The organism is Arthrobacter sp., assembly GCF_031179985.1.
Lineage (GTDB): Bacteria > Actinomycetota > Actinomycetes > Actinomycetales > Micrococcaceae > Arthrobacter.
In genome coordinates, this window is the sequence record NZ_JAPSHJ010000011.1 from 5,611 (window position 1) to 28,560 (window position 22,950).

The 22,950-nt window shown below is 61.3% G+C and carries 27 protein-coding genes; 17 read left to right on the forward strand and 10 right to left on the reverse strand.

Annotation, left to right across the window (positions count from 1 at the left end; translation table 11 throughout):
• The coding region (locus RIN13_RS07335) for a LysR family transcriptional regulator (protein WP_309106680.1) at positions 1-616 on the reverse strand (616 nt) is incomplete at its 3' end.
• A 73-nt stretch (positions 617-689) separates the two neighbouring features.
• On the opposite strand from RIN13_RS07335, the gene RIN13_RS07340 reads away from it, so the two are divergent.
• From RIN13_RS07340 to RIN13_RS07370, 7 genes are all read left to right on the forward strand, one after another.
• On the forward strand, positions 690-1,706 hold the full coding sequence (locus RIN13_RS07340) for a DMT family transporter (protein WP_309106681.1): 1,017 nt from the start codon (positions 690-692) through the stop codon (positions 1,704-1,706).
• Positions 1,703-2,191 (forward strand): GNAT family N-acetyltransferase, encoded by a 489-nt coding sequence (locus RIN13_RS07345; protein WP_309106682.1) that lies wholly within the window; start codon positions 1,703-1,705, stop codon positions 2,189-2,191. The genes RIN13_RS07340 and RIN13_RS07345 overlap by 4 nt, the downstream gene beginning before the upstream one ends.
• A gap of 49 nt (positions 2,192-2,240) precedes the next feature.
• Positions 2,241-2,546 (forward strand): NIPSNAP family protein, encoded by a 306-nt coding sequence (locus RIN13_RS07350; RefSeq protein WP_309106683.1) that lies wholly within the window; start codon positions 2,241-2,243, stop codon positions 2,544-2,546.
• Between the two features lie 434 nt (positions 2,547-2,980).
• Entirely contained in the window at positions 2,981-3,235 is a 255-nt protein-coding gene (locus RIN13_RS07355) for a hypothetical protein (protein WP_309106684.1), read from the forward strand.
• Positions 3,236-3,245: 10 nt separating this feature from the next.
• On the forward strand, positions 3,246-3,476 hold the full coding sequence (locus RIN13_RS07360; protein WP_309106685.1) for a hypothetical protein: 231 nt from the start codon (positions 3,246-3,248) through the stop codon (positions 3,474-3,476).
• A gap of 142 nt (positions 3,477-3,618) precedes the next feature.
• Entirely contained in the window at positions 3,619-4,125 is a 507-nt protein-coding gene (locus tag RIN13_RS07365; RefSeq protein ID WP_309106686.1) for a GNAT family N-acetyltransferase, read from the forward strand.
• Between the two features lie 65 nt (positions 4,126-4,190).
• Positions 4,191-4,730 carry a GNAT family N-acetyltransferase gene (locus RIN13_RS07370; protein ID WP_309106687.1) on the forward strand — a complete coding sequence of 180 codons (540 nt, stop codon included), beginning with the start codon at positions 4,191-4,193 and terminating at the stop codon, positions 4,728-4,730.
• A gap of 451 nt (positions 4,731-5,181) precedes the next feature.
• On the opposite strand, the gene RIN13_RS07375 is transcribed toward RIN13_RS07370, so the two are convergent.
• Positions 5,182-5,568: a MerR family transcriptional regulator gene (locus tag RIN13_RS07375; RefSeq protein ID WP_309106688.1), complete on the reverse strand. Its 387-nt coding sequence runs from the start codon at positions 5,566-5,568 to the stop codon at positions 5,182-5,184.
• 58 nt (positions 5,569-5,626) lie between these two features.
• Here RIN13_RS07375 and RIN13_RS07380 point away from each other — a divergent pair, with 58 nt between their 5' ends.
• From RIN13_RS07380 to RIN13_RS07395, 4 genes are all read left to right on the forward strand, one after another.
• Entirely contained in the window at positions 5,627-6,910 is a 1,284-nt protein-coding gene (locus RIN13_RS07380) for an MFS transporter (protein ID WP_309106689.1), read from the forward strand.
• Entirely contained in the window at positions 6,910-7,503 is a 594-nt protein-coding gene (locus tag RIN13_RS07385; RefSeq protein WP_309106690.1) for an NAD(P)H-dependent oxidoreductase, read from the forward strand. The genes RIN13_RS07380 and RIN13_RS07385 overlap by 1 nt, the downstream gene beginning before the upstream one ends.
• A gap of 52 nt (positions 7,504-7,555) precedes the next feature.
• Complete coding sequence (locus RIN13_RS07390) at positions 7,556-7,738, forward strand: hypothetical protein (RefSeq protein WP_309106691.1); 183 nt, start codon at positions 7,556-7,558, stop codon at positions 7,736-7,738.
• A gap of 394 nt (positions 7,739-8,132) precedes the next feature.
• Complete coding sequence (locus tag RIN13_RS07395; RefSeq protein ID WP_309106692.1) at positions 8,133-9,116, forward strand: aldo/keto reductase; 984 nt, start codon at positions 8,133-8,135, stop codon at positions 9,114-9,116.
• A gap of 11 nt (positions 9,117-9,127) precedes the next feature.
• Here the strand turns inward: RIN13_RS07395 and nboR are convergent, their stop codons facing one another.
• Both nboR and RIN13_RS07405 read right to left on the reverse strand, forming a co-directional pair.
• Entirely contained in the window at positions 9,128-9,793 is a 666-nt protein-coding gene (gene nboR, locus RIN13_RS07400) for a nicotine blue oxidoreductase (protein WP_309106693.1), read from the reverse strand.
• A gap of 478 nt (positions 9,794-10,271) precedes the next feature.
• Positions 10,272-10,664: a sterol carrier family protein gene (locus RIN13_RS07405; protein WP_309106694.1), complete on the reverse strand. Its 393-nt coding sequence runs from the start codon at positions 10,662-10,664 to the stop codon at positions 10,272-10,274.
• 425 nt (positions 10,665-11,089) lie between these two features.
• On the opposite strand from RIN13_RS07405, the gene RIN13_RS07410 reads away from it, so the two are divergent.
• Positions 11,090-11,365, forward strand: coding sequence for a hypothetical protein (locus tag RIN13_RS07410; RefSeq protein WP_309106695.1), 276 nt, complete (start codon positions 11,090-11,092; stop codon positions 11,363-11,365).
• 7 nt (positions 11,366-11,372) lie between these two features.
• Here RIN13_RS07410 and RIN13_RS07415 read toward each other — a convergent pair whose 3' ends face one another.
• Both RIN13_RS07415 and RIN13_RS07420 read right to left on the reverse strand, forming a co-directional pair.
• Positions 11,373-12,389 (reverse strand): asparaginase, encoded by a 1,017-nt coding sequence (locus RIN13_RS07415; protein WP_309106696.1) that lies wholly within the window; start codon positions 12,387-12,389, stop codon positions 11,373-11,375.
• Between the two features lie 36 nt (positions 12,390-12,425).
• Complete coding sequence (locus RIN13_RS07420) at positions 12,426-14,003, reverse strand: molybdopterin-dependent oxidoreductase (RefSeq protein WP_309106697.1); 1,578 nt, start codon at positions 14,001-14,003, stop codon at positions 12,426-12,428.
• Between the two features lie 416 nt (positions 14,004-14,419).
• Here RIN13_RS07420 and RIN13_RS20485 point away from each other — a divergent pair, with 416 nt between their 5' ends.
• Together RIN13_RS20485 and RIN13_RS07425 are read left to right on the forward strand one after the other, a co-directional pair.
• A complete protein-coding gene (locus RIN13_RS20485) occupies positions 14,420-14,620 on the forward strand; it encodes a DUF6855 family protein (protein WP_375164740.1) in 201 nt (66 codons plus the stop codon).
• On the forward strand, positions 14,613-14,840 hold the full coding sequence (locus RIN13_RS07425; protein WP_309106698.1) for a hypothetical protein: 228 nt from the start codon (positions 14,613-14,615) through the stop codon (positions 14,838-14,840). The genes RIN13_RS20485 and RIN13_RS07425 overlap by 8 nt, the downstream gene beginning before the upstream one ends.
• A gap of 339 nt (positions 14,841-15,179) precedes the next feature.
• On the opposite strand, the gene RIN13_RS07430 is transcribed toward RIN13_RS07425, so the two are convergent.
• From RIN13_RS07430 to RIN13_RS07440, 3 genes are all read right to left on the reverse strand, one after another.
• Positions 15,180-15,512, reverse strand: coding sequence for a hypothetical protein (locus RIN13_RS07430; RefSeq protein WP_309106699.1), 333 nt, complete (start codon positions 15,510-15,512; stop codon positions 15,180-15,182).
• A gap of 732 nt (positions 15,513-16,244) precedes the next feature.
• Entirely contained in the window at positions 16,245-17,270 is a 1,026-nt protein-coding gene (locus tag RIN13_RS07435) for a PDR/VanB family oxidoreductase (protein ID WP_309106700.1), read from the reverse strand.
• A 47-nt stretch (positions 17,271-17,317) separates the two neighbouring features.
• A complete protein-coding gene (locus tag RIN13_RS07440) occupies positions 17,318-18,421 on the reverse strand; it encodes an aromatic ring-hydroxylating dioxygenase subunit alpha (protein ID WP_309106768.1) in 1,104 nt (367 codons plus the stop codon).
• 143 nt (positions 18,422-18,564) lie between these two features.
• On the opposite strand from RIN13_RS07440, the gene RIN13_RS07445 reads away from it, so the two are divergent.
• From RIN13_RS07445 to RIN13_RS07455, 3 genes are all read left to right on the forward strand, one after another.
• Positions 18,565-19,152 (forward strand): PadR family transcriptional regulator, encoded by a 588-nt coding sequence (locus tag RIN13_RS07445; protein ID WP_309106769.1) that lies wholly within the window; start codon positions 18,565-18,567, stop codon positions 19,150-19,152.
• A 116-nt stretch (positions 19,153-19,268) separates the two neighbouring features.
• Entirely contained in the window at positions 19,269-20,579 is a 1,311-nt protein-coding gene (gene purD / locus RIN13_RS07450; protein WP_309106770.1) for a phosphoribosylamine--glycine ligase, read from the forward strand.
• Positions 20,580-20,581: 2 nt separating this feature from the next.
• The gene (locus RIN13_RS07455; RefSeq protein WP_309106771.1) at positions 20,582-21,532 is read left to right on the forward strand and encodes a phosphoribosylaminoimidazolesuccinocarboxamide synthase; all 951 of its coding nucleotides are present in this window, start codon (positions 20,582-20,584) and stop codon (positions 21,530-21,532) included.
• Between the two features lie 47 nt (positions 21,533-21,579).
• Here the strand turns inward: RIN13_RS07455 and RIN13_RS07460 are convergent, their stop codons facing one another.
• The gene (locus tag RIN13_RS07460; protein ID WP_309106701.1) at positions 21,580-22,860 is read right to left on the reverse strand and encodes a helix-turn-helix domain-containing protein; all 1,281 of its coding nucleotides are present in this window, start codon (positions 22,858-22,860) and stop codon (positions 21,580-21,582) included.
• Between the last annotated feature and the right edge of the window lie 90 nt (positions 22,861-22,950).

A 22,950-nucleotide genomic window follows, 5' to 3' on the forward strand; every position in this document is an offset into this window, starting at 1 on the left:
CGTTCTCGAGGGGGAATCCCCGGTGGACTGCTACCCAGGTTTCTCCGTGGAGGTCTTCTGGCGTGATGAAGTCCTGGGCTGCCAGCCGGTGGTCCTTACTGATAACGAGGTCCAGGGGTTCGAACAGGAGCGGTTCGACGCGCACCGATCCTGGCCACGGTGGACTGCCGGTTAGGCGGTGTGCGATGACGAGGTCGTGATGCTGGGTGAGGGCGGGGAAGCTTTCCTGGGCCACATCGAAGTCGCTGAGGGCAATACCGGGCTGGGTTGGGGCGTTCACCTTGGCCAGCAGCGGGGGAAACAGTGCCAGCGCGGCACTGTGGAAGGCCGTAACCGATACATGCCCCTGGGGTTCACTCCGGAACTGTGCGACCGCCTGCTCTGCCCGTTCAAGTGCCACCTCCACATCCACAGCTGCCGCGGCCAGGGCGCGGCCGGCATCCGTCAGTGCGGTCCGTCGTCCGTCTTTGAAGGTCAGCGGGGCAGCCGTGCGGCGCTGCAGGGCGGTGAGCTGCTGGGAAACGGATGAAGGGGTGACGTGAAGGGCTGCGGCGACAGCGGCGATACTGCCCCTGTCACCTAACTCCCTCAAAGCGCGCAGCTGTCCAAGTTCCATTAGTCCAAACTAATGTATAACGAGCGAAAATGGCCCCTAGTGCTAATGTCTGGGCCCGGGGAATGATAGGCCGGTGCGTACTTTCCTTGAGAGGTTCCGGGTTGATCTTCTGCTGCTTCTGGTAGCCGTTTCCTGGGGATCGACCTACTTCGTGGCTAAGGAGCTGGTCTCCGCGGACATGGTGCTGGCCCTGCTCGCTTCGCGGATGCTGCTTGCCGCCGGGGTCATGGCTGCAATCGCGGGGGTGAGGCGGAAGTGCGTGGCCCGTACAGAGTTGCTCGCCGGCATGCCAATCGGGGTGCTGCTTGCGGCCGTCTTCGCGTTCGAAACCTTCGGGATCGCGCATACCTCGGCAACGAATGCAGGGCTCATCATCAGCCTTACGATGGTTTTCACCCCGATCCTTGAGTCCGTCCTGTCCCGCCGGCCGCTACCCGGCACATTCTTTGCAGCCGCCATACTGGCGGTTACAGGGGTAGTTCTCCTCGCCGGCAACGGCACACTGGACCCGCCCAGCGTGGGAGATCTGCTGGTGGTGGGCGCCGCGATTGTCCGGGCTGTGCACGTTGTCTCCATGCACAAACTCACCGGCGGCAAAGCCATGGATTCGCTGAACCTCACGACCGTGCAGTTGGGCACCTGCGCGCTTCTCTTCACGGCTGGTTCGTTCGTTTACGGGGATTCCGTCCCTTACTACCTCTCCCGGTTGGATCCCCGGCAGGGGGCGATGCTCCTTTATCTGGTACTCGTCTGCACGGTGTTCGCGTTCTTCATTCAGATTTGGGCGGTCAGGCGAACTTCTCCATCGCGTGTCAGCCTCCTACTAGGGACAGAGCCGGTCTGGGCGGCATTCATCGGAATAGTCATCGCCCACGACATCATCGGAATCGTGGGCTATTGCGGCGTTGCCCTCATTCTCGCCGGAACTGCCTGGGGACGCTCCGTGGAACAGCGGCACCGCGTGAAAGAGCGGGAGCCGCAACCTGCCTCCTCAAAGCCCGAGGAGGCGATCCCGGGAAAGGAAAATGCAAGGCCCGGCTTTCCCTCCATACCACTCGTCCCTGGCCAGTCCGGTAAATTGCGAGCATGATTCACATTGAGCGCGACGACCCCACGCGCTGGGACGTCCACCAACTCCTCAGCGAACACTTGGCAGACATGTTCGCTACATCCCCTGCCGAAAGCGTGCACGCGTTGGACCATTCAGCACTGTCCGAAACCTCCATCACGTTCTGGACAGCCCGTGAAAACGGTGAACTCCTGGGATGCGGCGCCCTGAAAATCCTCGATTCCGCAGATACCACTAGAGAGCAAACCTCGGCACAGTATGGCGAAATCAAGTCCATGCGGACCACGGCCAGTGCGCGGGGTCGGGGCGTAGCAACCCTCATGCTCAGGCACATCGTGGACGAAGCCCGGCGCCGCGACTACCAGCGCATTTGCCTGGAAACAGGGACCGAAGAGTATTTCGCCCCGGCACGTCGCCTATACATCCGGAACGGTTTCATCGAATGCCCGCCGTTTGCGGAGTACACCACAGACCCAAACAGCGTCTTCATGGAACTTCGCTTCTAAATCTCCCGACCCGTTCAAACGCCCAAACCCGACGAAAGAGGACCCCTCTGTGATCACAGTGCACCTTCGATACGAGATCAATGCCAACAAGCTCGCTGACTTTGAAGAGTACGGACGGCGGTGGATCCATCTGGTCAACAGGCTGGGCGGAGAGCATCACGGCTACTTCCTTCCCAGCGAAGGTGACAGCGACGAGGCCTTCGCCCTGTTCACATTTCCCTCGTTCGCGGACTACGAGAAGTACCGGTCAGCGGCGGCAGCGGACCCCGAGTGCATCGAGGCAGTTCAATTCGCAACTCAAACAGATTGCATCCGAAGGTACGAGCGACGATTCCTCTCACCCATGTTCGAATAGCCGACCAATGCAACGGGCAACGGAGTGCCAACGGGCGTCTCAAACCGGGTTCCTCATTCCAGGCCCTGCGGAGCGGCGTTGGTGACTCTGCAATGACGAACATACCCAATAGTGCTCCGACGATCGCTCCGTCACCCCGCCAGTAAACAGGCCGGCGGCGAGACCGACGGCCATCATCACTGCGTACGCGACACGGACTTGGCGGAAAAATTCCCCGGCCGGACGAGGGTAGCGATAGTCACTCGGTCTTTCCGGGGGCGAAGTCATGACTTCGATGCTTTGAAGACGCGTTTTTCTTCCATCTGGTGTGTAGTGAAGCTATCCGAATTTCGGCTCCAGAATAGGCTGGAGCACCTTTCGAGGGAGCCGTAGGCCCTTTCTTTGAGTGCTTCTTCAGAGGACACATCAGGGAGTGGGCGGAGGTTTCCGCCACGGTGCGCAATCGACTCGGGCATGGGTTGGCGATGCCCGAAGGCCAGTCGCAGGACTATGTCCTGCTCGCGAACGTGCTGGACGCCTCCAGGAACGCATCCATCACCGACCTGATAGAAGGGGCGACGCTGCGGGAAATGAAGCGGCTGCAGCGCAAGTACAACCGCGGTAAGAAGTGGTCGGGGGTCCCGGTCGGAGCACTCCGACCGGGCAGATGCACCCGCGAAGAAATCCAACACCGGAACGAGGACAAATAACCATGGGCCAGTGAGCAAGGACATCGAGCAAATGCCGGCAACGGAACCGGAAAAGCCCAGGTTCCCCAAGCTGCTGACTCTCGCCCAGGTCACGGAGATCCTGAACGTTGGCATGCCCGCACTCCGCTTTTTGCTGTCCTCAGCCGAGCTGCGCGGCGCGCAGCTCGGCGGCCGCCGTTGTCTTGTTCAGGCAACTGGCTCGACTCCATTTTTGCCCGGAGTTCGTGGGCAGTGGGTCTGACGCCGGTGATTGGTTTCTGTGCGGTTCGTGAGGATCGTTGGGCCCCGTTGGGTAGCCTTTGGGACGTGATCTTCTGTGGGAGCCCACGGGAACGGGCCCTTTTCCGCGGCCCTCTGACTGCCCGAAACGCTAGGCTTTGGGAGTGCTTCCCAACATGACACCTAGGCTGAAGTTCCGTCAGATGACCCCAGCAGACCTCGACAGCATGAGCTCTCTCCTCGGTGATCCACTCGTAATGACCTATTACCCCGCGCCAAAATCCCGCGACGAAGCCGCGAAATGGATAGCGTGGAACGAAGTCAACTATGCCGAGCATGGCTATGGGCTTTGGATCGTGGAAACGCACGAGGGCACATTCCTTGGTGACTGTGGTCTCACTTGGCAGAAGGTGAACGGACGCTCCGAGCTAGAAGTTGGTTATCACCTGCGCCCCGAGTTCCAAGGGCTTGGTTATGCCACCGAGGCGGCTGCGGCATGCAGAGATTTTGCCCGCGTTGTATTGCAGGTTCCGCAGCTCGTCGCCATCATTCACCCAGATAACGCTCCCTCGCGTCGGGTGGCCGAAAAGATCGGCATGCAACACATCGAGGACGACTACGGCAGTGATCTCGCACTCCGATCGGTACTCGCAGTCCAACTGACCGACTGACAGGTCTTCGCCTTTCCAATCCTGCTGGAGTCCGGCTGTGGCGGCGACGCTAAGGTGTTTTGGTGATGGCAAAGACAGAAACCTTGACCGGAAATGTTCAGATCAGGCTGCTGAGTTCATACGACGCCGACCTCCTGTCGACAGCCTACGAGCTAAATAAGGAGCATCTTGCTCCTTGGGAGCCGGCCAGGTCCGCAGATTTTTTCACCGCAGCAGGCCAAGCCGCAGTCATAGCAGCAAAGCTCGATCTCTACACAGCTGGTTCGGAGATCCCTTGGGTGTTGCTGGATGAAGGTCGTATTATCGGGGCCGTGACCTTGACCGGCATCGTACGTGGCCCCTTCCTTAGCGCCCACATTGGGTACTGGGTCGAGGGTGCCTCAAACGGCCGGGGAATTGCCTCAGCAGCGGTTGCCTTCGCCGTCGAAACAGCAAAGAGGGATTTGGGTCTCCATCGTTTGCAGGCAGCGACTCTTAAACACAACCTAGCCTCAAAGAAGGCGCTCAAGCGTTCCGGCTTTGAGCAAATAGGCTACGCACCGGCTTACTTGAAAATCGCAGGCAGGTGGCAAGATCACGTGTTGTACCAACGTCTCCTCTACTGACGAGCACCGCTGGATTGGACAATTGTTGGCGTAGTCAAATCCCAGCTGCCGTACCTGGAGCAGGCACTAATCGGCCAGGTGCCGCCATCCCCACTTCTTTGAAGGCGTGCCGGCTTGGCGAGACATACTGCCGCGCGATGTATTGCGTATGTACGAAGGTCCACGCATCTGCGGGCGTGGAACCGTCATCTGGGTGAAACCTTCTAGTTGGCCTACGCCTGAGGAGGACCAAGGTCGCTTTAGCCGATGGCTCGAGACTGGATAGCACTGCGTCCGGCCGTCCCTTTCGTACTTCCGTACGTCGAACGCTGAACGAACGCCCGCCGGGCACCTAGCCTGCCTCATTGGCGACGGATCAGTCGCGGGTCTGTCGCAACATTGCAGGTGAAGCTTCTGCCGGTCGCCGAGCCACTACCATTGCGTCAAGCATTGTCGTAGCCGTGAGGAGCGTTTAGGTCAGGGGAGTGAGTGCGCAGAGCTTTGTATCGGAAGACAGGTCTGCCAGAACCAGGTTCAGTTCTCGCACGCGTTTGTTTGTTTCCTGCACGAGAGCTTTTTGCAGGGCGCTCCACTGTTCGATTGTTGGCTCACCGGTTTCGGGTAGGAGCTCGAGAAGCGTCTTGATGTCGTGAACGGAAAGCCCGACGCGTTGGGCGACACGGATGACTTTGATGCGGCATGCGTCGCCCGGGGTGAATCTGCGCTGGTTCCCGGGGGTGCGTTCGGCAGTGATCAGGCCGCTGTCCTCGTAAAAGCGCACAGCGGATGCGGAGACGCCACTGTCCCGAGCCAGATCACTGACTGTCACTGATGCGCGGGTCTCTGTCGTGGAGCTCATGGAGCACTTCCCTCAACCGGTTTGACTTCAACTTATGTTGAAGTTTTAGCGTACAGGAATGACAACACAGCAGCCTCCCGCACTCGGCAGGACGACGGCGTCGAGGGTGACCTGGGTGTTACTGGTATCCAGTACGCTGACGGTGATGGCTGGGGCGACGATTTCCCCGGCGCTTCCAGCGATGAACACTCACTTCGCGGCCGCAGGCAATTCGCAGGTCCTGATTCGACTGGTGTTGAGCATCACCGCGCTGGCGATCGCGGTGTCTGCTCCTTTCGTAGGCGGATTAATTACCCGCTTTGGAGCGAAACGCGTACTTCTCACGGGCGCGATCGTCTATGCGGTCGCGGGTTCCTCCGGGCTTGCGATCGACAGCTTGATTGTTCTGCTGGCCTCCCGGTTCATCTTAGGTATGGCTGTTGCCTGCGTGATGGTCGCCAGCATCACTTTGATCACTGACTGGCATGCGGGCACATCCAGGAACAAGGTGTTGGGCACACAGGCCGCTTTCTCAGGGCTCGGCGGTGTCGTCTTTCTGTCTCTCGGCGGCTTTCTCGCGGAGATGAGCTGGCGTGGACCTTTCGCGATTTATCTTCTTGCCATGCCGATCGCCGTCCTCGTCGCACTGTTTGTAGAAGAAAAGACACCCGGATCCCCCTCTTTTGCGCCCATCACGGCCTTGTCTATTGAGTCAGCTCGAGAGCGGAAAGGGGTCCTCGGACAGAGGAGCTTCGTGATCGCCTTGTTTGGTCTGGCGTTCGCCTCACAGGTCATTTTTTACACCATCCCGACCCAACTGCCGTTTCATCTTCAGAACATCGCCGGTTCAGGGGCGGTCATTGCCGGTTTCATCATCGCGTGGATGGTCGCCGTTCAGTCCGGGGCCAGCCTGACGTACCGTTTCGTCGCGCCGATCGGAAACCGTCTCACGGCCCTCATCAGCTTCACGCTTATCGGAGCAGGCCTGATCATCCTCGGAATGGCGAACACACTTCCCGTGTCCATCCTCGGTCTGACCATTACAGCGCTTGGCACAGGCCTGGTTATGCCGAATCTCAATTCATGGGTTGCATCCACGGCGCGAGGTAAGGGCAAAGCACAGGCATTCGGAGGGCTCACATCCGCCATGTTCGCCGGTCAGTTCCTCTCTCCTGCCCTGGCACAACCTCTCATCATCGAGGGCAACGTCTCTTTCGTTTATATCGCTGCCGGGATCCTGTCAGCCGTCATCGCCAGCTGCCTCCTGCTCCGCATCGGGCAACCAACCACACCATCACACAAAAACCAGTCCGCACCCATACCGGACCATTCCACCACCGCCACCACACCAGGAGCCTCTTAATGATTCGCACCGCCATCATCATCGGCAGTTCCCGTCCCGGCCGCCTCTGCCCCTCCGTCGCTTACTGGCTCCACCGGCTGGCTGAGCAACGAGGCGACGCCCTGTATGACGTTGTGGATGTCGCGGATTTCAACCTGCCCCACCTCGACGAACCAGTACCAGCAGCCATGGGGCCCAATTACACGCACGACCACACACGTACCTGGTCCTCAACAATCGCCTCTTACGACGCCTATGTGATCGTCACCCCCGAGTACAACCACTCAATCCCCGGGGTCTTGAAGGACGCCATCGACTACCTGTACACGGAGTGGCACGACAAGGCCATCGGATTCGTCGGCTACGGATTGGCCGGCGGCACGCGGGCCGTAGAACACCTCCGCTGCATCGCAGGAGAACTCCAACTCGCGGACGTTCGCGCCCAGGTGGGACTCTCCCTCTTTACTGACTTCACCGACCGCGTCCAGTGCACTCCGGCAGAACATCACGAAGCCACTGCCACCACCATGCTCGATCAGGTCACCGGGTGGGCCACCGCACTCCAAGCTTTACGGCAGAACAAAATCCAAACCCGCGACACCGTCACCGCCTAGCTCTACGCGCAACTTCCAATACCCGGTGACCGAACCCCTCAAACTCTTGGCTGTGAGCATCTGGGACTCCTCAATGATTGGCTTCGATACGGAGACAACCGGCACCGACCGCCGGCCATCTCTGCCTCGGAGTAAGCGGGCCATTGAATGCCCGACCGATGGCCGCGCTTCGGTGCTCGACGTCGTCGAAGGTTGCGCCCTCCTCTACGAGCCGCAGCATCTCGCGGCAGCGTAGTTCCAAAACGTGCCCGTAAGCCGGTCGATCAGCGTGCCGCTGAAGGCCGCTGACCAGATCCAAGTGATGCCGGGGCTGGGCTATGTACGTATGACCCGCTCGGTGAAATGAACGATGAGGGGGCGCTAACAGCAACTGCCGGCGGGGACAACGCGGCATGCCCTATGTCGGAAGCACGTTTCATCAGGCGCCAAGGCTGCCGACGTCAGAAAACGACCGATTTTGAACAGCTGCGATCCGCCTCTCGATTCCTACGCCAAAGACTGCTAAGGCGGTGTCACAACTCATGTCCGCAAACAGGAGGTTTCAAAACCCTGTCGACATTTGATAGCGCTAACGCCTCCTGAAGCAAGCCTGAGTTAGCCAGAGCTGAACAAGCATCTATAGTCGCATTATGGAACAACGCACACTAGGTAAAACCGGTCAGAAGGTCTCCGTTATCGGCCTCGGAACATGGCAGCTCGGCGCCGACTGGGGCAACGTCGATCCCGCCCAGGCCCAGACCATCCTCGCCGCCTCGGCGGAAGCCGGAGTCACTTTTTTCGATACCGCTGACGTATATGGCGATGGCCGCAGCGAGCAGGCCATCGGCGCTTTCCTCGGTGACAATCCGGGGCTGGACATTACCGTGGCAACCAAGATGGGCCGCCGCCTGGATCAGCTGCCCGAAAACTACAACCTGGCCAACTTCCGGGAGTGGACGGACCGGTCGCGGCGGAACCTGGGTACGGATTGCCTGGATCTGGTCCAGCTGCATTGCCCGCCCACCGCCGTGTACAGCAACGCCGAAGTTTACGACGCGCTCGACACACTGGTGGCAGAAGGAGCGATTCGCAACTACGGTGTCAGCGTCGAACGCGTGGACGAAGCCCTGGAGGCCCTGCGTCACGAGGGAACCGCAACCGTTCAGATCATCCTGAACGCCTTCCGACTCAAGCCGCTAGACGCCGTGCTTCCTGCCGCCCAGGCGGCCGGAGTTGGCATCATTGCCCGCGTGCCCCTCGCGTCCGGATTGTTGTCCGGCAAGTACACGCTGGACACGAAGTTTGCCAAGGATGACCACCGAAACTTTAACCGCTCCGGCGATTCGTTCGACGTCGGCGAGACCTTCTCGGGAGTGAACTACGAACGGGGCCTTCAGGCGGTAAGGGAGTTTGAGGAGCTGGTGCCTGACGGCGTCAGCACCGCCCAGGCGGCTCTTGCCTGGGTCGCGGCCCAGGACGGGGTGAGCACCGTAATCCCCGGTGCCCGCAACGTGGAGCAGGCTCGCGCCAACGCAGAGGCTGCCAGTGTCCCGGGCATCGACGCCACGTTCGACGTCGGCGTCCACGAAATCTATGACCGCTACTTCCGCGAAGCCATTCACCCGCGCTGGTAGGAGCTGGCAGTTCAGGCATCCGCTTGCAGCAGGTGCAACTGGTCCGGGGTGTCGAGGTCCTCGCCCCCGGACTGGTCGCTGCAATCCACGAGGTCGATCAGCCCTGGGTTGGCCTTGAGGAACAGCCGGGCTCCCGCATCATCGCTTGCGGATCCTGCCGCCGCCTCCCTGAGCGAGGAGTCCAGCAGCAAGGGATGCCCGCGGGTGAGTTCCCCGCCCGGATCTCTGTACGCCGCGGCAGTGACCCGGCCTGGACGGTGGCGTGAGATCAGCCTCGCTACCGATTCGGAGGTGAGTCCGGGCTGATCCACGAGAGCTATCAGCACGTGATCCGAAGGTTGTATGGATTGCATGCCGAGCCGGAATGAGCCGCCCATTCCGGACCCCCACTCCGCGTTCACCACCACCTTGTGCCGCTCCAGATCCACCTTGGCCAGTACCCTGGCTGCGTCGGCCCCCAGAATCACCACAACCTCGCGGCACCCACCGTGCCGGAGCACGTCGGCCAGGATCTCCACTAAGGTGCGGCCGCGGAAAGGAAGGAGAGCCTTGGGCCCCAGTCCCAAACGAGAGCCCGAGCCTGCCGCGAGCAGCACACCAGTGGTGGGCCCGGTATCAGTCCCACCTGTCGCCCAAGGGTCCGCCACGCTGGGCTCCTGTCCATTGGGGATGCTCATAGGACCACCATAAGCGCGCAGGGTTCGGGTTGGTCGGCACCTGTCACCTCTCATTGGGGCTGCAGTTTTCGTAACAAATCCCACGGGCGCTCAAAAAGTTTTGGCAGCCCGTCTCTCCTCAGTCGTTTTTGCCCTCGGTCGTGCGAAGTGACGCTGCGTAGCGTTGGTGCCATACTCCGGCGGAAAGCGCCCTTTCGGACTCACCATAAAGGCCCTGAGCGTCCCCCCGCGACGAACGTCTTACGCAGTGTTTCCCTGCATTTCCGCCGCGCAGAATTCCGTTGATGAGTTCAAGAGACGACGCCGTTGCGTCGCGTTTCCCACACCGTGGCTGTGCTGAGGGTCCATGGCTATGAAACCAGGGCCAAACAGCGTTGATCCGCTGATTTTCCACGGCAGCTTTCCACAGCCTTCGGGTCCCGAGCTTAGCCTGGGGGCATTATCTGAAGGGTCCCTCACGAACAGCCAGCCCGGAGCGTCAGAGCGGAAGCAAGGCTGAGAGGTCGGCCCGCAGCCCGGAGGCAGCTACCCTGCCGGCGTCTACCGCATCCGCCCAGCTCAGCTGTCCGGTAACCATGGCCAGCCAGGTGGCGGCGTCGCACTCGATCACGTTGGGGGGAGTGCCGCGCGTGTGGCGGGGCCCCTCCACGCACTGGGTGACGCCGAAGGGCGGAACCCGAACTTCCACTGAATTTCCCGGTGCGCGGGCGGTGACCTCCTCAAGCGAGTACCTCACCGCCGTCGCTGTTACTGTCCTGGGGACTGCGGCAGGGGAATTGTTAGAGTCCGACGACGCCGCGCTGGCTTCCAGCCAGACGGCAAGTGCCGCACGGCCCTCGTCCAGCGGAATGCGTCGCCGGGATACAGCCATTTCTGGGCTCCTGCAGGGTCAAAAGCTGATGTACGAAGGGCGGTTCAACCATACGTCAGATTCGTGCACCCAGGATTCCGTCCCACAACACGGATGCGGGTTGTGAGCTGAATTGAGCTATCAGGAAGGGGATGCAAGCTCACCATCGGCACCGCCCTTCAGATACCCGCAGGCCTCCGCTTGTCCAAAAAGCAGCAAACAGAATGGCGGGAATCCACCCGACAGTACCTGGCACGGGCTAAACACGTGCTGGCATCGCAAAGCGAGCTTCGGCAGGAATCGGATCCCTTTTAATGCGGCCGCTCAAGAAAAATGACGGAAAGAAGCCCCGAAGCGCCGGCGTTTTGTAAGGCGGGATCCGTCAAGTACTGTTCGAGCATTCCGTCGTGCGATGGACAAGAATTGAGAGGGGAACTATGAGCGGCGTGAGTGAAATTCAAGACCCGGTTGTGCAAAGCCAGGAAGACATGGAGGCGGACGCCTTGCGGGAGGGCCTGGGTCAGAAATACAGGCGTTCATCCATCATTATTGGCATCGTCGGTTTGTTCGTGTTCGGTATTGCTGCGGGAGTGGTGGCTTTTATCATGGCACGCAAAGCTGAGGCCCATGGCGTTGCGGCAACTGCCGGTAAAGTCCTCGCGGCATTCGACCTTATCAGCGGGATCATCGCCTATACCGTTTTCGTTTCGCTAACGAAGTAGCTGAACCTCAGTCCAGGAGTGCTGAAACAGCGTGGCCAAGCCGGATCTTGCCCACAGGACGGCCGCCGCCCATCACAGGTTCCACCACCTTTTCCAGCACACTGGAAACTCCCGGAATGTCCACGGCCCCGGCGGCTGCCAGGACAGTGAGGCCCACCAGAGTGGTTGCGCGGAGGTTCCCGTCGAGGATCTTGATGGCAACGGAAACGCCCTGTGATGTGGCCATCACCAGGACGCCCTCTGCACCAATCTTGGCGATGATTTCCAGTTCATCCATCACGATGGTGTTCGCTTCGCCCCGCCCCTGGACAGCCCAGGGATAGTCGAGCATGGAGGTGGCAATCGTGGCGGCCCGGGCGTTCGAGCTTTTGTCCCCGGGAGCTTTGGCGAGCATCGAAAAGGCGCGCGCCAGCCCTGTCAGTGAGATGGCCGCAACAGGGGCTCCGCAGCCATCAATGCCGAGGTGCGCGATGCGTTCACCGGAGTATTCCTCGATGACGGATCGGATGCGTTGCTGCAGGGGATGGTTGGGCTCGAGGTAGCTGTGGATGTCCCAGCCGTTCTCCGTGCAAGCCCACAGGAACGAGGCATGCTTTCCGGAACAGTTATGGGCCAGCTTTGAGATGCCTTGGTCTGAACGGACCAGCCAGTTCCGTGCTGTTTCATCCTGCGGCCAGGCGCCGGGGCACTGGAGGTTCTCCTCTTTGAGGCCTGCTGCCTTGAGCATGCCTTCCACCACATCCATATGGTCCAGGGAGCCGGTGTGGCTTCCGCAGGCAAGGGCCACCTGCGCGCCGCGCAGAGGGACCCCGGACTGCATGACTGCCAGCGCCTGCAACGGCTTGAGCGAGGAGCGCGCATAGATGGGTGTTGTGATGTCCCCCAACTGTGTGACCACGGTTCCGTCGGCGGCCAACACAACGGCCGAACCGATGTGCCGGGATTCGACGAAACCGCTGCGTTCCACCACTGCCAGTTCGACGGCGGAGTCCACGGAAAAGGTGGCATGCGAATTTTCTGGCATGGCTAAAGTCTAGGGCGCAGGCCTGCGAATACCCGGCTATTCGACCGTGAGCATGAGCGATTGCCAGCCGGACGCGCCGTCGGGCACCGGATCTGCCCGCTGGTCTGTCTGAACTTCACCTGTTCCGTCGGTGGCCCGGACCTTGATGTAGTGGGGTCCCGGAGTGGCTTCCCAGTCGAAAGACCATTGCCGCCAGGTGATGACGGATGCCTCAGCGGACAGTGTGGCCTCGGCCCAGTCGCCGTTGTCGATCTGGACTTCGACCTTCGTGATTCCCCTCGTCTGTGCCCACGCCGTTCCGCCAATTGCGACCCGGCCTGCAGCGACCTTGGCAAAGGACCTGGGCACTTCCACCCGTGCCATGGTCTTGATGGGGCCGCGTTCCGACCATCCGCGCTGCGTCCAATATGCCTTGCTGTCAGCGAAACGCGTGACCTCAAGATCCACCACCCACTTCGTGGCCGACACGAAACCGTACAGCCCCGGCACCACCATCCGGACAGGGTAGCCATGCTCCAGCGGCAAGGGCTCCCCGTTCATGGCGATGGCCAGCATGGCGTCGCGGTCATCCTGCAGGACCTCCAGGGGGGTGGATGCGCTGAAGCCGTCCTCCGACGTCGAGAGCACCATGTCCGCTCCGGGCTGGGGGCGGGCCATTTTCAGCACATCCCGGAGGGGCACTCCCAGCCATTTGGCGTTTCCGGCAAGGTTGCCGCCCACAGGATTGGACACACAGGTGAGGGTCACATGGGACTCAATCAATTCGGCGTCGAGCAGGTCCTGGAACGTCAGCCGGACTTCCTGTTCAACGAGGCCATGGACCCGGAGCTCCCAGTCCTCCACGTTGATTTCCGGAACGCTGAGGGCCGTATCAATCCGGTAGAAATCGTTGTTGGGCGTGATCCACGGGGTAACTCCCGCAGCGGCGGATTGGACGCCCGCTGGAACTGCGGGAGCCGCCGTCGCTGGTTCGGGAAGTTGCAGCGACTGCCTGGCCTGTGCGATGTTGCTCCGGGCGGCACCGAGGAGGCGGCCGCCAGTTGCGGCCATGACCGAAGCTGCAGCGGTGATCCCCGTGGCAGCGAAGAACGCGCGCCTGGTCGAAGCGGGGCGCTCGGTTCCCTTCGCAGCACGGTCGGCAGGGGCTTCCGGCCAGATTTTTATCCGCCACAGTTGCCTTGTCAGGAGCCTCAACACCACCAGCCCAGCGATCGTGCCAAAAAGCGTGGGGAGAGCATCGAGGGGTTTCACTCCGGCACGCGTGACAACGCTGGCCACAATCACGGCGCCCATCAACAGAACACCCGCTGCCCCCAGAACCCACCTGCGGTACGCCACCATGCCCAGGACCCCGGCGAGCACTGCGATGGTGAGCCCCATTCCAACGAACAGGGCAACCTTGTCGTTGGTGCCGAACGTGGCAATGGCAAAGTCCTTCATCCAGGGCGGCGTGAAGTCGATGAAGGTCGATCCCAATGCGATAAGCGGTGTGGCGCGCGCCGTGAAGAAGGCACCGGCCAGTTCCGCAACCGAAAGTACGACGGCGGCCGCGGCCATTCCCGCCAGGGCGGCCAGCGCCGCGGGGCTTCCCAAGCGGGATCTGAGGTTCTTCATACCCTTAGTTCGTAGCCAATCGCCCCGCGGATTGTCGGGCCGTGGTCTTCCCGCCCAGTTACTTAATCCGATCGGGCAATCTTTAGCCCGGAGATCCCCTGTGCCAGCAGACCTTGGGGCGACATGAATCGTCTCCGAATTAGAGCGACTCATGGGGCGGTAGAGGTGCTCATGGCTCTTGTGCACCTGGGGCCTGCAGCATGGAGAGAGCCCTGGACGATGCCGCAAGAAGTACGTGACAGGTCAGGGAGCCTTGCCCTCATTGCAGCAGCCTTGCAAGGCTATGGAGGCTCGAAGGTGAAGGTGTCAAAATGTCTGAAGAGGCACTTCATCAGTATTAGGGGTGAACCTTTGAAGCGACTACTAGCTTGTTGCCCGGAGTGCATGATGTATCGGGCTCCGGATTCTGACCCGCCTTGGTTTGCCGGGTTGGTTCCACCACGTTGAGGTACCGCCTCGGGGCAGTCGAGGATCTGTACGCTTGGCTGGTGGAGCAGGGGGACGGGGATCCCCTGGGGGCAGTCGATGAACTGAAGCCGGCCCAGGAGGGCAGCGTCGAAGGCTGGGGACGGGACCGCGATGATCGTTATCCTCATTGGAAGGATCGTTATGGTTGATGACGCCCGGACAGGGCAGATGCTGATGACAGTTGTAGTCAGGTACTCCGATTTCCCCGACAGCACCTCAGAGGATCGCGTTGATTTGATCAGTTGGCACCTGGACCCGGAAGAAGCGGACCGAGAAGCAGCACGCCTCAATGCCGCACGAGCGTGGGAGGGTGTTGTCTATTTTGTGAAAGTGGTACGAGATCGCCGCGGCAAGGGTCTGCCCTCTTGAAGTTGTTCTTTGCGCTCCGGACATGTTTTGTCCACCGGCTCCCTCGACTTGGTAAGGACCTTACGGGCACGCAAGAGCGGCCTTCAACGTAGGTCGGTGCTGGGCATCCCCAAGGGAGTGACGGCCGATGCTCGGGACGCTCAGATTCCGGGCAGCACATAAGGTCTGAGCACCAGACAGTCTCAGGGGGACATTCGGTGAACAAGGCAACAAAAGGCGCCGTAGCAGCCTGGCGCAGCAGGGATCCTGCTCTTGGGGGAGCAGGAGCAGGTACCCTCGCGCTGCTCCCGGTGGCAACGTGATGCCACAGCTTTGGCCGCGGCATCACGTTGCGGGCGTTTAGTAGCCGTATGGCGGGTATGTTACTTCCACACATCCGTTGGCGATGAAGTCAGCAGCTCCGGGCCCCCAATTCAGGCCGGGGAAGTGGCCGCTGGCGTTAGGAAGTTCCCAATCGAACTCCGGGATGACGTCTTCGTGATCCTGGTGGTTCTGGTGTCCCCTGACGACTGCCAGTTCATCGGTGGTGATAACGACAAACGGGTTGGTTTCGCTGCCAGTTGCGTGGCAGTAGGTGACCTTATGGTCCGGAGGTGGGGAGGCGATGGCAGCCGTGCCGCCGCTCAGCAGTACGAGCCCGGTAACGGCACCACAAGCGAGCAATTTCTTCATGTTCATAACTCCTCATTCGGTGACTATGTATTCGAATTCTGGACTGCGGCAGCAGCTGCAGTTCCATGAGTGCTGGCCGGCACTTCCAGCGGAATTCCGCTAAATCGGTGGTGGCGCATCCAGGCCCCCATTTCACCGTCTCGCCCGCCCATTCACCTAAACCAGCCGTCCCCTTTCTAAACCGGCTGCCGACACGCAGATCGCGTGTTATTTGAAGAGTAAATCCACAATCCCGGGGGCGCCCGAGTACTTTCTACCCGTCTTCCAGCCACTCATTCGGGATATGAGGCGCAATTTACCTGCCTCATAGCCGGGGCAGCACTTGCTCCGGTTGTCGGCCGGTGCCCTTTCCATTAGCCGATAGTCCAGATTATTTGGTTCCCTGAAATACGTGCTTATAAGCAGGTCTCTAACCTCTGACAGTTCCGGACCTCAGTCCGGAAACAAGGAACCCGGCATTCGTGCCCGGCTCACAGAGGACGCGCAAATGCGGGCGATTCAGGGAACTATGTTGACCCTCGGGCCCCCGGTACAGGTGGGGGGAACTCCTGGTCGCCTACGAGACCCTGTGCACACAGCTCTACGAGTATTACGTTGTCCTCAGCTCGAACATGATCGAAGATCTTCGTCTTGCGGGACAAAGCCTGGCCGCCGCGGCAATGTATGCAGAAGTACTCCTTGAGAACATTGCAGATGAACGGCGGAACCTTCGTCAGGGAGGGCCGGAACGGGCTAGGGAACCTCGATGACGATGCCCGGCAGGCCCTGTTCCGGGCCCTGAACTGCTCCGCCCACGGCTCCAACTGAAGCGACGCGGGAGACGCAGCAGCAGATTTTCTCGCCAGCTTTTTGCTGGCGATCACTGTAGAACACGTCCCGGTGGTCAATGGCGCCCTCCAGCCGGAGGACCCGGACCTCACACAGCCCGCATTCGCCTTTCCGGCAGTCGAACATCATGTCCGCCCCCGCGTCCTCCAAGGCCTCCAGCATGGAGCGGTCGGGACTGACGGTTGTTGAAATGCCCAGCCTCGGGATACGCACAGTGAATTCCTGCGGTGCATACCAGCCGCTGTTGCCGAAGGTCTCAAAGCGCAGATTGGCCGGGTCGAGCTGTTTCTCCAGCCAGCTTCGTCGGACCGAGTCCATAAGCCGGATGGGTCCGCACATATACAGCTCCGTGTCGGGAGCCAGTGCTGCCACCAGGGAAGCGACATCCAGGTTGGTGCCTTCGTCATTGATATGTGCAACCAACTGGCGGCCATGTAGCTGCTGCAGGTCATCGAGGTAGGCCATGGCTGCCCTGCTGCGCCCCGCATAGACCAGGGTGTAATCGGCATGAAGCTCGCGAAGGACCCGGGCCATCGCTGCAATAGCTGTGATGCCGATCCCGCCGGCCAGCAGCAGATAGCGTGGTGCGCCGATGCGGAGGGGAAAGTTCTGCAGCGGCTGCGTGACCTCCAGCGTGTCTCCCACTTGCAGCGCGTGCATGGCTACCGATCCGCCGCGGGAGGAGGGGGCACGGAAGACGCTGACGGTGAGCCGGGCGCCGTCGTTCGCTGATTCCACCACTGAATAGGAGCGCTTGAGCGCTTCACCCTGAGTAGAGGAGGGCAAGTTCACCTTCACATCTATGTGGGAGCCGGGGTCCGCTCTCCGTGGGAGGTCCGGCCGCAGAACGATCCGTTTGATGTGCTCGGTCACGGCAGTGGTTTCAATGACTGTTGCCTGCTGCCAAACTTCTATGTTCGTCGCTGCCATTGGCTGCATCCTTGACTGTGTTGATTCTGGCGGGGTACGGGGTGCTCTTACGCGAAGGGGACGAGGCGTCCCTCGGCTGCCAGTTGGCGTTCGATGAGGCGCCGGACCCACATGCCGCCCGCATCGATGTTCAGGTTGTAGAACTCGTAATCCGGGTTGGCGTCGATCGCAGCCTGCTGAGCCTCCAGCATGTCCTCGTCTTCCTTGAATACCCGCGATACCCCGTCCCGGAGCTGGGTGGTGATGAGCTGGCTCTCCAGCCGGTAGTTGCGCATAAATGCCCAGAAGTAGTGGCTGGTTTTGACGGTCTCCGGGGAGATGGTGTTCATGACGTAACCGTTGACCCCTTGGCTGCGGTCGCCGTCGGGAGCGCCGGTGCCGGCTTTTGCCACGCCGACGTCGATGCAGATGGTGGAGGGGGATTCGAAATGGATGATCTGCCAGCGGTCCACCTTTCCCTCGTAGCCCGGAAACTTGTCCCGGATGTTTTTGCGCCAGAAGGGTGGTGCGTCGATGTCGAGCATCCATCGGGTCACGGTGACGGTGTTGCCCTCGTGGGTCACCACAAAGTCGGACTCGCTGAGCTCCTCCTGCCCGATGCTGGAGCCATGGACGAATTCCTCATGCGTCAGGTCCATGAGGTTGTCCAGGACGAGCTGGAAGTTGCAGTTGACCGGGATGGTCAGGCCGTCGCCGGCCCACGCGGGGTCTGTCATCTGCCACATGTCCGGAATCAGCTCAGGATCGGCTTTCGTCGCGTCCCCAAGCCAGACCCAGACGTAGCGGTAACGCTCGACGACGGGGAAGGAGGGCACCGTGGCGCTGGGGTTGATGGTTTCCTGGGCGGGCATGGAGACGCAGCGGCCCGCGGAGTTGTAGATGATGCCGTGATACGGGCACTGAATCTGGTCGCCGGCAAGGGTCTTACCCAGTGAAAGCGGTGCCAGCCGGTGCCAACAGGCGTCGGCGAGGGCGACGGCCCTGCCGTCCTCCGCCCGGTACAGGGCCAGAGGCCGGTCGGCGATTCGCCGGGACATGGGTTTGCGGGTGACTTCGTAATCCCAAGCGGCCACGTACCAGGCGTTGAGGGGATAGCCGAGAACCTTGTTGGTGGTGCTGGACGCGTTGCTGGTGCGGGAGGTGGTCTGCACAGACGTGCTTTCTACGGCGGGGGCGATGCTCACAATGACTTCCTTCCAAACGAACCGGACTATCTACATTGATAGATAGTGAGCTGCACCACAGACTATCTATGGATATAGTCATTGGCAACACCTATGCAAAGGAACCCACCGTGAGCCTCCGGTATGCCTTACTCGCGCTGCTGACTGTGGAGCCGATGACCGGGTATGACCTGTTCAAGCACTTCGAATCATCGGTGGGGTATGTCTGGCACGCTCCCGATTCGCAGATCTACCCGGAGTTGCGTCGGATGGAAAGCGACGGCCTGCTCGAAGGCAGGGAGGTTCCGTGGGGTCCGCGCGGTAAGAAGACTGAGTACCGGATCACCGACGAGGGAGTGAAGGCATTCCGGGCCTGGATGAACACGGATCTGGAGTACAGCAGGGAACGGGACCCGGCACACCTCAAGGCCGCGTACCTGGAGTGGGCGGACCCGGAGGCGGCTCGGAGCCAGATGCAGGCCCACATTACGCACTATCGGGCGCGGCTGGAGCAGTGGACGGAAAAAATCAGGGAAATCGACGGCGGCGCGAGTCCCATGCTGAATAAGCGCTTGTCCGGAATTGCACCCGAGGAGCACCTGAAAACGGTGGCTTTCAAGCGGTTCACCTACGAAGGCCTTATTGCCCGCGCGGAACACGAAATTGCCTGGGCCGAGCGGGGACTGGCCCTGATCTCCGAGCTCTACAGCACCCGCTGACCAAGCAATGGTGCGGCACCAAACCGGTGCGGGGCGGACCCCTGCCGGTGAAAAGCGTGGGTTGCGGAGGTCATTGCTTAGGAGTGCGCCGGGTCCACAAAGTACGCTTGGAGACTGTGAAGGTACTCGTCATTGGCCCTGGTGGCCGCGAACACGCCATTGTCCGCTCCCTGCTTGCAGACCCCAACGTCTCGGAAGTCCACGCGGCTCCGGGCAACGCGGGCATCAGCAAGCTGGTTCCAACGCATGCGATCGACGCCAATGATCCTGACGCCGTCGCTGCTTTGGCCACGCGCCTGACTGCCGACCTCGTGGTGGTCGGCCCCGAAGCGCCGCTGGCCGCCGGGGTGTCCGACGCCGTACGTGCCGCAGGCATTCCCGTGTTCGGCCCCAGCAAGGCCGCGGCCCAGCTGGAGGCGTCCAAGGCCTTTGCCAAGCAGGTCATGGCCGAGGCCGGCGTTCCGACAGCCATGGCTTTGGTTGCCGCCAACGCAGAGGAAGCCGAAGCCGCCCTTGATACGTTCGGCGCCCCCTATGTGGTGAAGGACGACGGACTTGCTGCAGGCAAGGGAGTGGTGGTCACTCGCGACCGCAACGCGGCGCTCGCCCATGCTCAAAGTTGCTTCGACGCCGGTGGAACCGTGGTTATCGAAGAGTTCCTGGACGGCCCGGAAGTTTCAGTCTTTGTCCTGTGCGACGGCCACAACACTGTGGCGCTTTCCCCGGCGCAGGACTTCAAGCGCATTTTCGACAACGACGAAGGCCCCAACACCGGTGGAATGGGAGCCTACACCCCCCTGGATTGGGCACCTGAAGGCCTGGTGCAGGAGGTCATCGACAGGGTGGCACAGCCCACCGTCAACGAGATGGCCGCCCGGGGAACGCCCTTTGTTGGTGTCCTGTTCGTCGGTCTCGCCCTGACTTCCCGCGGCACGCGTGTTATCGAATTCAACGTCCGCTTCGGCGATCCCGAAACGCAGGCCGTACTGGCCCGGTTGAAGACGCCTCTCGGGTCTCTCTTGCTCTCCGCCGCCAAGGGTGAACTGGACAAGGCAGAAGAGCTGCGGTGGACCAAGGAAACCGCGGTGGCCGTCGTCGTGGCTTCTGAGAATTATCCCGACACCCCGCGCACCGGAGACCGTATCCGCGGACTTAAGAAGGTCGAGGAGCTCGAGGGCGTGCATGTCATCCACGCAGGGACCGCGCTCGACGATGACGGCAAGGTCATCTCCGCGGGCGGCCGGGTGCTCGCCGTCGTCGCGCTGGGAACGGACCTTGTGGAGGCGCGGGAACGCGCGTACGACGGCGTGGAGCTGGTTCAGCTGGAAGGCTCACAGTTCCGGACGGATATCGGCCGCAAGGCTGCCCGCGGCGAGATTCGCGTAGCCGCTTCAGGGGTCCCGACAGCATCCAAGGCAAAGGCATGAGCATGGTGGATTTGAACGGGCCTGGAACGCAGGCCGGAGGGCTCCAGACTCAGGCCCTGCAGCTGCCGGGCTGGAAGCACGTGTACTCCGGAAAGGTTCGGGATCTGTACGTGCCTACGGATGAAGGCATCAAGGACCAGCTCCACCAGGACTGCGTCCTGGTGGTGGCCAGCGACCGTATCAGCGCCTTCGACCACGTCCTTAGCAGCGAAATCCCGGACAAGGGACGTATCCTTACGCAGCTGAGTCTCTGGTGGTTTGAGCAGCTTGACGTGGAGCATCACGTCCTCGAGTCCACTGTGGAAGGGGGCGTTCCCGCAGCCGTCGAGGGGCGGGCCATGATCTGCAAGAAACTGGACATGTTCCCGGTGGAATGCATCGCCCGCGGATACCTCACAGGTTCAGGTTTGGCCGAGTACAAGCAGTCCCGCACTGTTTGCAGCATCCCGCTGCCGGAGGGCCTCGTTGACGGTTCCCGCCTCGAAGAACCGATCTTCACGCCCTCTGCGAAGGCGGAGGTGGGGGAGCACGACGAGAACATCACTTATGACGCCGTGGTGGACATGGTGGGCGTGGATGTTGCCGAGCGCTTGCGTGAGCTCACCCTGAAAATCTACAGCCGGGCCGAAGAAGTGGCCCGGGGACGTGGCATCATCCTCGCCGACACGAAGGTGGAGTTCGGATTCGATGTGGTCACCGGAACCATTACCCTCGGGGACGAGGTGCTGACTCCTGACTCTTCGCGTTTTTGGGATGCCGCCACTTACGAACCCGGAAGGGCGCAGCCGTCCTTTGACAAGCAGTACGTGCGGGACTGGCTGACGTCTCCGGAATCCGGCTGGGACAGGGCCTCGGACACACCGCCGCCCGCGCTTCCGGCCGAGGTGGTGGACCGCACGCGGGGCCGCTACGTGGAGGCTTACGAGAAGCTGACGGGCCGGAAGTTCGTCTAAGCAGTCCCCGCAGTCCCGCTTAGGCGGGGCAGTTATGCAGGCCGGTGTCAGCCTGCAGTGTCAACTGAACCGCCGGATGCCGCAGCAGCGCGGCGTTCGGCGAGCTTGATTTCCAGGATGGCGTCCATGGCCTGCTGCAGCCGGTCCGAAGCTCCTGCTGAGCTGAATTCTTTCCGCGCCTCTTCCAGATGCTCCAAAGCCTCTTCCGGTTCGCCCGCTGCCTTGAGTGACTTTCCCAGCAGGAGGGACACTTCGCCGGCAGTGTGCTTGCCCAGGGCCTTGCGTTCGGCGTGGATCTCGCGGAGCTTGTTGACGGCCGCCACGATATCGCCGGTGAGGTAGAGCCAGCGGGCCCGGATGAACGCAACCTCGAGCTGGTCCGTCTTGTTTCCTCCCACAATAGAGAGCGCCAGTTCGGCACGCTCGATAGCGGATAAAGTCTCAGGCTCTACTATGCCGGAGGACAGGCGGACGGCCGCTGAGGCTTTGTTGAACCGTGCCCAAAGCTCGATATCGTTGGCCGGCGAGAGCAGCCTGGCGGCGCGTTCGTGGTGCTTAATGCCCTCCGGGTAGTCGTGGCGCATGAACGCCACGTTTCCGATCACCCAGGCCACCTCGCCGGCAAGCTGGGACATGGAGTTTTCGTCCGTTTGCTCGTTCATGAGCTGGCAGTATTTCCAGGCCTCCTCAAGCCTGCCGCTTTCGGCCAGGGCGCCGATCAGCGCGCGCATCGCACCGATGATCAACGTGGACCCCTGAGGCAGTTGCTCACAGAGCCTTACGGCTTCCTGCGCGTGCTCGACGGCGGCAGTGAGCTGGCCTTGGCCGTGGCATACTGCGGCGAGCATCTGCCGTGCCCTGACGCCGAGGCCTACCGACTCGGAGGCCATGGGGTGCTCCAAGAGGTGCTGGATGATTTTCTGGCAGTCAGCCAACTGCCCCTGCTTCATCAGGCATTCGGCCTGCATGTAAGTCATGTTCCACCAGGCGCTGGTGTTCCGCCCTTCGAGGGCTATTTGTGCGGCGGTCGCAGCGTGGCTCGCGGCAAGCGGGTAGTCCCTCAGATCCCACGCCTGGCGGGCATACAAGCCGGCCAAAACGTACTCGGCGTCGCTGATGGACACCGGCTGGCTCCAGGCTTCGAGGGCTTTGGGGGCCATTTCCAGTCGCCTGGCCAGCTCTTCAATGACGTCTGCCGTAGGCTCACGCCGGCCGGTTTCCAGCAGGGAGATGTAACTGGGGGAGTAGAGGTCCTTCCCGAGTTCGGCTTGAGTCAGCCCCCGTTCGAGACGCTCCGCACGGAGCTTCTCGCCGAATCCGTTCCCCACCGGTTCCTCCTCATTTTGGGCAGTCTTAAAGGAAATGCTTGACAGCCTCTGTGGAAAACATTTTACAATGTATGTCAACAAGCGCCGCGC